Source organism: Hazenella coriacea (genome assembly GCF_004341825.1).
Taxonomy (GTDB): domain Bacteria; phylum Bacillota; class Bacilli; order Thermoactinomycetales; family Thermoactinomycetaceae; genus Hazenella; species Hazenella coriacea.
On record NZ_SMAG01000001.1, the window covers coordinates 171,316 to 184,037 of the forward strand.

Sequence of the window (12,722 nt, forward strand, 5' to 3'; positions counted from 1 at the left end):
TCTTTTAGTCACTCACTGTTTCTGTGGAATTCTCATCCAAGCGTTGTTCAATTTCTTTCCATAATTCATCTTTACCATATGAAGTTTCTGATGAAAACAGAATTAATGGATCACCTGTATGTAAATTTAATTCATTGCGAGTCACTTTAAGATGTTGTTGCCACTTCCCTTTGGAAATTTTATCCGCCTTAGTAGCAACAACGATCACAGGAATCCCATAATGTTTCAGAAATTGATACATATTTTGATCGTCTACGGTGGGAGGATGACGAAGATCAACGATTTGAATAACAGCCTTTAGATGCTCTCTATTTTTCAAATAGGTTTCCATCATTTTTCCCCAGGCATTACGTACACTTTTTGGAACCTTAGCAAACCCATAGCCCGGAACATCCGCAAAACAAAGTACATCATTGATCCGATAAAAATTAATCGTTTGCGTTTTCCCCGGTTTTGAACTAGTGCGAGCCAAATTTTTACGTCGAATCAATGTGTTGATTAAAGAAGATTTCCCCACGTTAGAACGCCCAGCCAGAGCAAACTCCGGCAGGGCTTCTTCAGGATATTGTGTAGGTTTTACTGCACTTATAACGAACTCAGCTTTCTTTATGATCATAAGGATCCCTCACTAGTGCCAATTTTAGCACCTCATCCAAATGGCTCACGGGAGTAAAAGTGAGATCTTTTCGTACACTTTTTGGAATCTCCTCAAGATCTTTTTCATTTTCACTTGGTAAGATCACATGCTTGATTCCAGCCCGATGAGCACTTAATGATTTTTCTTTTAATCCACCAATCGGCAAGACTCGACCTCGTAAGGTAATTTCGCCTGTCATCGCTACATGACGAGAAACAGGAATACCCGTTAAAGCAGAAACGAGTGCAGTTGCTATGGTAATCCCAGCTGAAGGACCATCTTTAGGAATCGCTCCCTCTGGCACGTGAATATGGATATCATTTTTTTCATGGAATTCAGGGTCAATGTTCAGGTCATCAGCCCGTGACCGGATATAACTAAATGCAGCTTGAGCAGACTCTTTCATGACATCGCCTAACTGCCCCGTCAAAGTCAATTTCCCTTTTCCCGGAAATAATGAAACTTCGATGGACATTGTATCTCCACCTGCAGCTGTCCACGCTAGACCTGTCACAACTCCAACCTGGTCGGTTTCTTCTGCCATTCCATAGCGGAATTTTTCTGGACCTAAATACTGCTCCAGATTTTTCACAGTCACAACAACTTTTTTCTTTTTACCTGAAACGATATTACGTGCTGCTTTCCGACATAGGGTTCCGATCGTACGTTCTAACGTTCGGACACCTGCTTCACGTGTATAGTTACGAATCAGCTTAAAGAGGGCTTCTGTATTAATCTGCATGTTTTCTTTGGTTAGCCCATGCTCTTCTAATTGTTTGGGGATGAGGTAGTTTTTTGCAATTTTTTCTTTTTCCAATTCTGTATAACCAGAGATATGAAGAACTTCCATTCGATCTAGTAGTGGTCTAGGAATTGTATGAATCGTGTTAGCTGTCGTGATAAACATCACTTTGGAAAGATCATATGGAATTTCAATATAATGATCGCTAAATGTTGTATTTTGATTAGGATCGAGCACTTCTAACAATGCCGAAGCAGGGTCCCCTCGAAAATCCATGGCCATCTTGTCAATTTCGTCCAATAAAAATACTGGGTTGGCCGACCCTGCTGTTTTCATTCCTTGAATGATCCGTCCTGGCATCGCTCCAACATAAGTCCGACGATGACCACGGATCTCCGCTTCATCACGCACTCCCCCTAGGGAAATCCGGACAAATTTACGATTGAGTGCTCGTGCAATGGAACGACCTAATGATGTTTTTCCTACTCCTGGAGGTCCCACTAAACAAAGGATGGGACCTTTTAATTTTTTCACCATTTGTTGAACAGCTAAATATTCAAGTACCCGTTCCTTTGCTTTTTCCAAACCATAGTGATCCTCATCTAGAACTTGTTCTGCTTTTTCTAAACTAAGGTCATCTTCTGTGATGGTTTCCCATGGTAACTCAAGTAACCACTCGATATATGTGCGAACAACTCCGCCTTCCGCTGAACTAGTCGGAATTTTTTCGAGGCGGTCAATTTCCTTTTCCACTCTTTCTTTGACCGATTCAGGAGCACTTAATTCCTCTAACTCTTCACGAAGCTCTTCAACTTCACCCGTTCGACCCTCTTTATCGCCCAGCTCACGCTGAATAGCTTTCATTTGCTCGCGAAGATAATACTCCTTCTGCGTTTTTTCCATTTGCTTTTTAACACGTGAGCTAATTCTTTTTTCAAGTTCCAATACTTCTCTTTCATTATTTAAAATAGTTAACAACTTCTCTAACCGTTCACGCACATCTAACGTTTCTAGAACCGCTTGTTTATCAGCGATTTTCAAGTGTAAATGAGAGGTAATCACATCCGCCAAACGACCCGGTTCCTCAATATCAGATACCGCTGAGTAAGTTTCTGCGGACAATTTTTTAGATAGTCGTAGATATTGTTCAAAGTGATCCAACACAGATCTCATCAAAGCATCTGTATCTAGACCTACATGATCATGATCATCCAACTCTTCAATTTGTACTTGATAATATTCTTCTGTATCGATAAATTCTAAAATTCGAGCTCGTTTAACACCTTCAACCAGTACACGGATGGTTCCGTTAGGCAGCTTTAGCATTTGTCGAACTTTCGCAATTGTCCCTACAGTGTAGATATCATCAACCGTTGGCTCTTCAATATGAACTTCTCGCTGAGTTGCCAATAAAATAAGGTTTTCATCGATCATTGCCTTTTCGAGTGCCTGAACTGATCGCTCCCGTCCCACATCTAAATGTAGTACCATGGTTGGAAAAACGAGAAGTCCTCGTAAAGGAAGTAAAGGCAATTTACGTTCCTCTTCTTTTACAGCCATACATGCACCTCCGTTGCTGTCTCTAAAAGGAACTGGTTGTTGGCTTTAACTTTGTACGATTTTATCTTATTCGTTTCCTTTTGTCTATGACATACCAACATCGGTATCCCCAAAAAATTAGGTGGAATACCGATGTTGGACCTATAGACCCACCAAAACCTTTTCCAATTAGATCGGTGCAGAAGAAGTGGACCAAACCGAGGATACGGATGGTAATAGCTCTTCTTCTGTCTCTTCTTTAACTAGTGCTAAGTCTAACACTTCTTGAATATCATCGACTGGAATCACTTCGATTTCTTCCATGGTTTGAAAAATAGCTTGCATATTCTCTTTAGGTATGATCACTTGTGTGGCACCTGCTTGTTTAGCTGCCTCCACTTTAGCAATCACCCCACCAACAGGCTTTACATGACCATGGATGCTTAATTCTCCTGTCATTGCCATTCGATGGTCGATAGGAATTTCTTTAATCGCCGAATAAATAGCCACCGCCATCGTAATCCCTGCTGATGGACCATCCAAAGGAATCCCTCCAGGAAAATTAATATGAAGGTGATAATCCTCAGGCTTTACATCGGTTTGTCGAAGAACAGTAAGTACATTTTCTAAGGAGCCACGTGCCATACTTTTCCTTCGTATGGTTCGTTGTCTTCCACCCATCTCTTCTTCTTCTACCACCCCTGTAACTTGAATACTCCCTTTCCCTGGAGTGGTAGAAGGTGTTGCAGAAACTTCGATCTCAAGGACTGTTCCCAAATTAGGACCATATACCGCAAGTCCTGATGCTAATCCCACCTGTGATCTTTCAGGCATTTTTTTGTCAGGTCTTGGACTCAACTGACTACTATGCACAACCCATTCCACATCAGCCGCATTGATCTTTTGTCTTTCCTCAGTCATAGCTAGTCCGATGGAAGTCTGGACAATGTTGACAGCATCTCTTCCATTCATGGCAAATCGCTGAATGACTTCGATCGCTTCAGTTTCATAACCAAACTGAACACGCTGAAGGGCTTGAGTTGCAATTTTTTCTATTTCATTAGTAAGTAGTGGGCGGAAAAAGATTTCCATACAACGCGAACGGATTGCAGGTGGAATCTCTTCAGGTGTACGAGTCGTTGCTCCAATCAAACGAAAATCTGCGGGTAAACCATTCTGAAAGATATCGTGAATATGACCTGGTGTCTGAACATCTTCAGAACTATAATAGGCACTTTCCAAGAATACTTTACGGTCTTCTAATACCTTCAATAGTTTATTCATCTGTACAGGATGTAACTCCCCAATTTCATCGATGAATAATATTCCTCCATGGGCTTTGGTCACAGCTCCAGGTTTAGGCTGTGGGATTCCAGCCATTCCCATGGCTCCAGCACCTTGATAAATTGGATCATGTACAGAGCCGATCAGAGGATCTGCAATGCCTCGCTCATCAAACCGTGCAGTTGTGGCATCAATCTCGATAAATTTAGACTGGTGATTAAATGGCGATGAAGGATTTTTCTTTGCCTCTTCCAATATAACCCTTGCCGCGGCCGTTTTTCCAACGCCTGGTGGTCCATAAATAATCACATGTTGCGGATTAGGTCCACATAAAGATGCGCGTAAGGCTCGAACTCCTTCCCTTTGCCCAATGATTTCTTCAATTTTGGAAGGACGAGTTTTTTCAGCAAGAGGCTCCGTCAGAGAAATCCGCCTCATTTTCGCCAACTTATCCAATTCTTTCTTTGCTTCTTTATCCACTGCACTTTTATTTGTTTGTTGATTACGAAGCAGGTTCCAAAAATAAAGACCTATGATAATGGAGAAAAAAACTTGTAAAAACATAAGAAAAACAGTCCAATTCATGACGGTGACTCCCTTCCCTTCGATCGCTCATGAAGGTTCTTTCTAACTGTAGTATGACCGTCAATGAAAAGGGATACTCATCCATTAAAAGTTACCGGCGTTTCATGTACATATCAAAAGCCCAGTGAAGCATGGGAATCACAGGAAAATCCCATTCTCCCATCAGTTCACACGCATCTCCACCAAATCCCATTCGAAACTGAAGATATCCAAACAAAGGATCGCTTGCATTTAAAGTATTACTAATCCCACGGAAATCGTAGACCCGATCCCCTTGGTTATAGCTATCTTGAATCATTTTCCAACGCATTAAATAGACTGATGAGTCATCCTCATAGTCACTGCGAGCACTGTATAAATCCCAAGTTTGTCCATTTACATGTATAGCTAAAGCCGCACATAATAAATGGTTTCCTCTTGAAGCCATATAAAGACGAACTCGGTCTGGACTTTCGCTAGTCAGTGCTTCAAACATTCGTTTAAAATAAGATATATCTCGGACTTGGCTTTGTTCACGTCGGGCATTCAGTGTTAGAAGATGGTGGAAATTAGGAAGATCTTGTTCTGTCCCTACCTTAATGGTGACATGATTTTGTTCAGCTTGTTGAATCTTTTGCTGCCACAATGGATGAAAGTCGTTATACACTTCATCTAATGTTTTATTTTTCATGTTCAAACGGAATACATATTGCGGTTGGACAGTATCGAAACTATCTTGTCCCACATTCTCTTTCCATCCCATCTCGGCTAATCCCTGTTTGACTTGATTTACATTCTGATCAACTCGGTCCGGTTTCAGGCGATGTAAGCGCATATTCCGCAATTCATCTGCTGGAATTCCTTGTAAACTGTTGATGATCGTTTCCATAGACCAAGTCTGGTGTACCAAGGGCGGATCCATTTTCACACTAAACACATGTCTTTGTTTCAGATGATTAAATAAAGGATAAAACCATTCCTTTAAAGGGATTTGCGCAAACCAATCAATGATTGGACCTCTCGGTATGTATGCTAAATACTTATTTAAACCTGGAACCTTTCGGTAAAGAATGACAGCTCCCCCTACCATCACTCCTTGACTGTTAAACCAACCCACAAATTCACTTAGCCATTTCCACTCGGCTTTCAAGTCAGACCAAGAAGGATATTGCATAAAGTTCCTATACGGGTGGGTCTCCACAAAATTCAAATAATGATCTCGTTCAACCAACGTAACTGTTAACATTCCCCATGCACTCCCAGTCTTGCTGTTATCTAAAAAGCAGTCCTACATGGTAGAACTGCTTTGGGTCCGTCCTTGAACTATTTCATTCTATCACAAAATATATTTACAAAGACATGAAAAAAGCACCCACCGTTTAGATAGATGCTTTTCCATCACTTTCTTATGCACTTTCTTCTTTCTTTGGAGTGATGACTTGACCTTCACGAGTGGTTAATTTAGGTGCAAGATTGTGTAAGACGGTGTCTTCTGTAACAGTACATTGAATCACATCATCACGGGATGGAAGATCAAACATCACATCCAACATGATTGTTTCGATGATCGCACGCAATCCACGAGCACCTGTTTTCCGTTTGATTGCTTCGGCAGCGATCGCTTCTAAAGCTTCTTTCTCAAATTGCAATTCAACATTGTCCATCTCAAGCAATTTACTGTACTGTTTCACAAGTGCATTTTTGGGTTCCGTTAAGATCTGGATCAATGCATCTTCATCTAAAGGCTCTAAGGTAGAAATCACAGGTAAACGTCCTACAAACTCAGGAATCAAACCAAACTTCAGCAAGTCCTCAGGCAGAACTAGCTTCAAGTATTCACCTGGCTTCATCGTGACACTCTGTGTATCCATTCCAAAACCAATCACTTTTTTACCAATCCGGCGTTTAATAATTGGTTCTAAGCCATCAAAAGCTCCACCACAAATAAACAGAATATTGCCCGTATCAATTTGGATGAACTCTTGATGTGGGTGCTTTCTTCCTCCTTGAGGAGGCACACTCGCTACAGTACCTTCTAAGATCTTGAGTAAAGCCTGTTGAACCCCTTCACCTGAAACATCCCGAGTAATCGAAGGATTTTCTGATTTACGAGCCACTTTATCAATTTCATCGATGTAGATAATGCCGCGCTCCGCTTTTTCTACATCGTAATCAGCTGCTTGAATCAATTTTAGCAGAATGTTTTCAACATCCTCACCCACATACCCTGCTTCTGTCAGAGAAGTGGCATCCGCAATCGCAAAAGGTACATTGAGGATTTTAGCCAATGTCTGTGCAAGTAAGGTTTTACCTGAACCGGTAGGTCCGACCATCAGGATATTACTCTTTTGCAACTCGACATCATCCGTCTTTTGCGAAGTATTGATTCGTTTGTAATGGTTATAAACAGCAACAGAGAGAGATTTCTTTGCCTGTTCCTGACCGATGACATACTGGTCAAGAATATCGCAGATCTCCTGTGGTTTCGGCAGATTTTTGAGATCGATTTCCTCTTCACTGCCTAGCTCTTCTTCCACAATCTCATTGCACAGTTCGATACATTCATCACAAATGTATACTCCTGGACCAGCCACAAGCTTACGAACTTGATCTTGAGATTTCCCACAAAAAGAGCATTTTAGCTGTCCCTTTTCTTCATTAAACTTGAACATCTAGATCACCCCTTTCTTAGGTCTGGACGGGTGATGACCTCATCGACAAGACCATATGTCTTGGCTTCATCCGCACTCATGAAATAATCACGATCCGTGTCTCGGGAGATTTTCTCAATCGGTTGTCCTGTGCGCTCAGCAAGGATTTTGTTGATTTGTTGACGGGTTCGTAAGATCCAATCCGCATGAATCTTTATGTCTGAAGCTTGCCCACGTGCTCCTCCTAGTGGTTGATGAATCATCACTTCACTGTTAGGTAAAGCATATCTCTTTCCTTTCTCACCGGCAGCGAGTAGGAAAGCCCCCATACTTGCAGCCAAACCCATACACATGGTGGAAACGGCTGGTTGTATAAAGTTCATAGTATCAAAAATCGCCATCCCTGCAGTTACTGAACCGCCAGGAGAGTTTATGTACAAATGGATATCCTTTTCAGGGTCTTCGGCTGCTAAAAAAAGTAGCTGAGCAACGACTAAGTTAGCTACATGATCATCAATCGGAGTTCCGATAAAGATAATCCGGTCTTTTAACAGTCGGGAGTATATGTCATAGGCGCGCTCTCCACGGTTAGACTGCTCCACAACCATTGGCACTAAAGGCATAGGAAACACCTCGTTTCGGAGTTAGCAAAATTTTAAAAAGAAGGCACGTGATCCACGTGCCTCGTTTTATATCTCCCTATATCCATTATGCCGCATTTTTACTGCTCAATACAAGTAGATCGATTGTTTTCTTGACAATCAATTGTTCCTTTACAGAATCAAATGCATTTTGAGCTTCTAGAATGCGACGGATCTCAGCTTCGTCCCGATTCATTTGCTCAGCCATTTCTTTGATTTCTCCATCGATCTCTTCTGCAGTTACCTCTACGTTTTCCGCTTTGGCAATTGCTGCAAGAACTAGGTTCGCACGTACACGTTTTTCGGCGTCATCTTTAAACTGATCTTGAAGAGCATCATGATCTTGCCCAGTTAACTGTGCATACAGCTCAAGATTCATTCCTTGCATTCGAAGTTGATCTTCAAACTGATGAACCATGTTGTGTGCTTCATTGTTGATCATCACTTCCGGAATCTCTATTTCTGCATTGTTAGCAGCGATTTCAACTAATTGATTCCGTACATAACTTTCTTGATCGTTTTTCGCACGCTCTTCTAGTTTCTTCTTGATGTCTTGTTTTAATTCATCTAAGGTGTCGAACTCACTCACGTCTTGAGCAAAATCATCATCCAACTTAGGAAGTTCAAGACGTTTAATTTCATGGAGTTTCACTTTGAAAGTAGCAGGCTGACCTGCTAAATTTTCTGCGTGATACTCTTCTGGGAAGGTAACCTCTACATCTTTCTCTTCGCCAGCTTTAAGCCCGATCAACTGATCTTCAAAGCCTGGGATGAAAGAACCAGAACCTACTTCTAAAGTATATTTTTCTGCTTTTCCGCCTTCAAAGGTTTCTCCATTCACAAAACCTTCAAAGTCAATGGTCACGCGGTCGTCATTCTCAACTGCACCCTCTTCAACTGCGCTCCATTGTCCTTGTTGTTTGTGCATACGATCTAATTCTTCATTGACAGCTTCTTCTTTAACAGAAAAATCTTTCTCTGGTACTTCTAATCCTTTGTAATCTCCAAGAACAACTTCTGGTTTAACAGTAACTGTTGCTTTAAAGATGAAGGATTTTCCTTTTTCGATCTGTTCAATCTCGATCTCAGGTTGATCGACAGGCTCAATTCCAGTCTCTTCAATCCCTTTCGTATACGCTTCTGGCAATAAAATATCGACAGCATCTTGATAAAGAGCTTCTACCCCAAAGCGTTGTTCAAAAAGAGAACGTGGTACTTTTCCTTTACGGAAACCAGGTACACTTACCTTTTTTACTACTTTTTTGAATGCTTGATCAAGAGCACTTGCTACGGCTTGCTCATCTGCTTCAACCGTAAGTACACCTACATTTTTTTCTGTTTTCTCCCAACTTGCCTTCATCTATGTTACCTCCTGCAAACTCGTCATATGGAAGATGAATCCTATAAATACCGCGCTTATTACAACCACTACATTATAACACAGGGTGTCAACATTGCAATAAACAGCAGATGTGGTTGAAAGCACCTATAAAGTCAAAAAACCCCACCTTGCATAAACGTTGTGAGGTGATTTTCCCCATAGCTTCATGCCCATAGCATGCCATGGATTCATCCCATATGGATTAAGTATTATTCATTCCACTTTTGAGATATAAAATCGTTCCGGTTTATTGCATATGTATGGCTTCGTTTCCCTAAACGTTCCTCATAATCATAACGAAATCAGCCCAAGAATGTAAAGTGTTTTTTCACTGGAGATTCTTGCATATAAGCTCATTCTAATTAGATCCATTGTTACCCTTTAACAGCTACAAAATACTGTAAAACTTCACTGTAAATGAAACCATAAATGGGAGGTCATTTTTTCACATACACTCTTTGAAGTTCTTTATTAAACCAATGGACATAACCACAACGATGACAGGTTAATGTATGTGCTGATTTATTGAGAAAGTCGAGGTCAAAAAAACTCATGACCGCAGTATTTAATTGTGCCTTACCAAGATCAAACTGATCATATTGACAATGAATACAAGTAATATCAATCCCATTTGCTTGATAGCGATCTGTTTTGACTTTCTTCTTTGACATCATTCTACTCCTAATCTTAAGATTTATCTTTTCAAATTTAAATATGATTACCACGTTCGTCATCCTGTAACAATATTCCAGTTAAATCTAAATAGATTGATATATCTTGTTTGATTGATTTTTCTCCCTACATATTTTACTATAATCCCATCTATATGTCTGTTTACAATCATAGGCACTTCATTGTCACTTATAACGCCAGCTGATCTCTCCATCTTCATACACCTTGCTCAAGTACATATAAACGAAATAGAAGCAAATCCAGCCACCTCATAACCTTGAATCTCTAGTGTCACTTCTTCTTCAAGGGGTCTCTAAGGATCTAGACTATGATATGGATTGAAATATGCTCCCCAACTTCCTTTATAGCATCTTCTATCTCAGACTTGCTGGGTGGTGAAGTATCTTCATTTTGACTGATTGACATCTTAGCCTTTAGAAAATACTTCTCCAGACCCAGATTTACAACAATAGAAAGAACCAGATCCACACCATCATATAATTGGAATAAACAAAAAAACCCATTCCCAAATGGAAACAGGCTTTTTTGCGTCGAAAGAAATACAAACTTGTAGGAACGCACATGGATGTTCCTACACATATCATTATAGCAAACCATCCTAAATTTATAAACTATTTCAATTCCTTAAAAGCATGATTTAAACATGAAAAGGTCTAAGGGACTGTTTAAAGATTTACCTATGGTTTTTTTAAACCATCCAAAAAAGATTGGAAACTATCTGCAATTTTATATGAGTTTTGTTCTTCATCTGACTGCTCAAAATACCACGAATGGTCCCAATAATAAACCCCTGATCCCTCTAGGTCATTAACCAGTACAATCATCCCTGAGCCTGGATCATTACCTATAATTAGACTGTTTGGAAGTAAGTCATCTTTATATTCGTCATACCATACCTGTAAGTCTGCTTGTTCATAATCAACCCCCAACCCATATAAAACATTTAATGGGATCTCTTCATTTAACTCATTGACAAAGAAATTACAGTATCTTACTGATGTAAGCCCTCCATTATATTGACGTAAAAAAGCTTTGTAGTCTTCAGGCAGAGAGAAACCTATATGATGTTCAAAGCGATCAATCATATCTTGTGTAGCTTTTCCAAATCCATTGATGTCCACGTTCATCAATTCCTGCTTATTGGATGATTGAACATTACATTTTTAATTCTAAAAGTGCCCAAACCCAAAAATAACCTTGAAAGTCGAAAAGTCACTCCCAAGGTTGAACTCATACTAAAGTTTGTTATGTATCAAAATGAGTTCTTGCATCATTACTGAATTTAATAGTTCTTTATTTAATAAAGCAACATCGTTAATAAACCTTTTTGTTTTTTGCTTAACTTCATTCATATATTCGGTAACTTCTCAATAGCATAATCTTCGGTGTCTGAACTAATGTTATTTAAAAAAATTGAAGAATATCTCTCAAAGTCATACAAAAATATTATATTGCTAGTTAATAAAAGCTCATGATATTGAAACTATATAAATTCAATATCTAAGCGGTCAACTTTTATTTCTACATACTTACCAATCAGATAAGTATAGTCAACAAAATATTCATCTTCATCTAATATTATTAATCCTGCATCAATAAAGTCTTCGTGTAAAATACCTTTTATATAATATTGATAACCTATATCAACTTGTTCTAAGCTTTTCACATCCTCATTTAATTCCCGAATCTCAAATTTATCCAAAATGGTAAAGCCAATGGAAATCGGATAGGATTTGCCTTCTTCAAGTACATACGGACAAATGGAAGAAAATGCGGTAATTACATGACCTTGTATCTCTAGTGTCACTTCCTCTTCAATATGAGGGTTTAGCTTTTTCACCTGTGCCTTATATCTCATATGATCACTCCTATTTTATTGATTAACCGGATTGATAACAGGTTCATTCTTACCATTAATAGTTTTCCAAAATTTCTTTCCACTTTGAGTATGATATGTAGTTATTTTTCCTTCATTGTTTGTACCAACAAATTCAAATTTAGCTTTTCCACCTCGATTGTTACCCATAAACCTTACATAACCAGTCCTGATTTCTTCCCTATACCTATATTCAACCTCTATACCACTTTTTATAACATCCCTTGCACCATCTAGATATTCATCCGCATTTTTATAGATCCCCTTAAATTCATGTCCATGCTTTTCAAAATGGCCTTCTAACTTCTGTCTATCTGCAAAATTATCTGGAGTATCATTGACTCTTTTGGAAGTAACTCCAATCTGACTCAATTGATCCCTTCTATCTGTAGACCTACTTCCTAAATACGCCTTTAACACCCCAACCTTCTGATCAATCTTCACAACAGCCTTTCCTCGATTGGCTGCCATTAGTTCTTGTTGCTGGAAACCTTTGATACATTCTTGGGCGGCTTGGCAAAACCCTGCAAAGAGTCGTTCAAATTCCATGAGTTGTTGTTTCGCTCTCTCCTGAGAAATGGGATCTTGGCACATTTGAAGTTTTCGTCTGAGTTCATAGTGTTTTTGTTCTAGTTGTTGATGGGTTTTCTTAAGGTGTTGTTGCATTTTCTGTGCTTCTACGCTCATGCCTACACTGAATTGGTTCAGGATGTG

The 12,722-nt window shown here is 39.6% G+C and carries 11 protein-coding genes; all 11 read right to left on the minus strand.

The window, feature by feature from the left end; genetic code table 11:
- Nucleotides 1-4 precede the first annotated feature (4 nt).
- The 11 genes from yihA to EDD58_RS00875 all read right to left on the minus strand — a co-directional run bounded on the left by yihA (nt 5) and on the right by EDD58_RS00875 (nt 12,695).
- Nucleotides 5-616 carry a ribosome biogenesis GTP-binding protein YihA/YsxC gene (yihA, locus tag EDD58_RS00825; RefSeq protein WP_131922946.1) on the minus strand — a complete coding sequence of 204 codons (612 nt, stop codon included), beginning with the start codon at nt 614-616 and terminating at the stop codon, nt 5-7.
- A complete protein-coding gene (gene lon, locus EDD58_RS00830) occupies nt 597-2,939 on the minus strand; it encodes an endopeptidase La (RefSeq protein WP_131922947.1) in 2,343 nt (780 codons plus the stop codon). Before lon ends, yihA begins: the two co-directional genes overlap by 20 nt.
- A gap of 168 nt (nt 2,940-3,107) precedes the next feature.
- On the minus strand, nt 3,108-4,787 hold the full coding sequence (gene lonB, locus EDD58_RS00835; protein WP_131922948.1) for an ATP-dependent protease LonB: 1,680 nt from the start codon (nt 4,785-4,787) through the stop codon (nt 3,108-3,110).
- A gap of 91 nt (nt 4,788-4,878) precedes the next feature.
- Nucleotides 4,879-6,012, minus strand: coding sequence for a lipid II:glycine glycyltransferase FemX (locus EDD58_RS00840; protein WP_131922949.1), 1,134 nt, complete (start codon nt 6,010-6,012; stop codon nt 4,879-4,881).
- Between the two features lie 160 nt (nt 6,013-6,172).
- The gene (clpX, locus tag EDD58_RS00845) at nt 6,173-7,438 is read right to left on the minus strand and encodes an ATP-dependent protease ATP-binding subunit ClpX (RefSeq protein ID WP_131922950.1); all 1,266 of its coding nucleotides are present in this window, start codon (nt 7,436-7,438) and stop codon (nt 6,173-6,175) included.
- Between the two features lie 5 nt (nt 7,439-7,443).
- Entirely contained in the window at nt 7,444-8,040 is a 597-nt protein-coding gene (gene clpP, locus EDD58_RS00850; protein ID WP_131922951.1) for an ATP-dependent Clp endopeptidase proteolytic subunit ClpP, read from the minus strand.
- 85 nt (nt 8,041-8,125) lie between these two features.
- Complete coding sequence (gene tig, locus EDD58_RS00855) at nt 8,126-9,418, minus strand: trigger factor (protein ID WP_131922952.1); 1,293 nt, start codon at nt 9,416-9,418, stop codon at nt 8,126-8,128.
- 458 nt (nt 9,419-9,876) lie between these two features.
- A complete protein-coding gene (locus EDD58_RS00860; RefSeq protein WP_131922953.1) occupies nt 9,877-10,110 on the minus strand; it encodes a hypothetical protein in 234 nt (77 codons plus the stop codon).
- Between the two features lie 699 nt (nt 10,111-10,809).
- A complete protein-coding gene (locus EDD58_RS00865; RefSeq protein ID WP_243648600.1) occupies nt 10,810-11,259 on the minus strand; it encodes an SMI1/KNR4 family protein in 450 nt (149 codons plus the stop codon).
- Nucleotides 11,260-11,615: 356 nt separating this feature from the next.
- Nucleotides 11,616-11,990 carry a hypothetical protein gene (locus EDD58_RS00870; protein WP_131922954.1) on the minus strand — a complete coding sequence of 125 codons (375 nt, stop codon included), beginning with the start codon at nt 11,988-11,990 and terminating at the stop codon, nt 11,616-11,618.
- Nucleotides 11,991-12,005: 15 nt separating this feature from the next.
- A complete protein-coding gene (locus EDD58_RS00875; RefSeq protein ID WP_165875728.1) occupies nt 12,006-12,695 on the minus strand; it encodes a hypothetical protein in 690 nt (229 codons plus the stop codon).
- Nucleotides 12,696-12,722 lie beyond the last annotated feature (27 nt).

Coding starts and splice junctions, on each gene's coding strand:
- yihA (WP_131922946.1), bottom strand. CDS start 616: ATGATCATAAAGAAAGCTGAGTTCGTTATAAGTGCAGTAAAACCTACA.
- lon (WP_131922947.1), bottom strand. CDS start 2,939: ATGGCTGTAAAAGAAGAGGAACGTAAATTGCCTTTACTTCCTTTACGA.
- lonB (WP_131922948.1), bottom strand. CDS start 4,787: ATGAATTGGACTGTTTTTCTTATGTTTTTACAAGTTTTTTTCTCCATT.
- EDD58_RS00840 (WP_131922949.1), bottom strand. CDS start 6,012: ATGTTAACAGTTACGTTGGTTGAACGAGATCATTATTTGAATTTTGTG.
- clpX (WP_131922950.1), bottom strand. CDS start 7,438: ATGTTCAAGTTTAATGAAGAAAAGGGACAGCTAAAATGCTCTTTTTGT.
- clpP (WP_131922951.1), bottom strand. CDS start 8,040: ATGCCTTTAGTGCCAATGGTTGTGGAGCAGTCTAACCGTGGAGAGCGC.
- tig (WP_131922952.1), bottom strand. CDS start 9,418: ATGAAGGCAAGTTGGGAGAAAACAGAAAAAAATGTAGGTGTACTTACG.
- EDD58_RS00860 (WP_131922953.1), bottom strand. CDS start 10,110: ATGTCAAAGAAGAAAGTCAAAACAGATCGCTATCAAGCAAATGGGATT.
- EDD58_RS00865 (WP_243648600.1), bottom strand. CDS start 11,259: ATGAACGTGGACATCAATGGATTTGGAAAAGCTACACAAGATATGATT.
- EDD58_RS00870 (WP_131922954.1), bottom strand. CDS start 11,990: ATGAGATATAAGGCACAGGTGAAAAAGCTAAACCCTCATATTGAAGAG.
- EDD58_RS00875 (WP_165875728.1), bottom strand. CDS start 12,695: ATGAGCGTAGAAGCACAGAAAATGCAACAACACCTTAAGAAAACCCAT.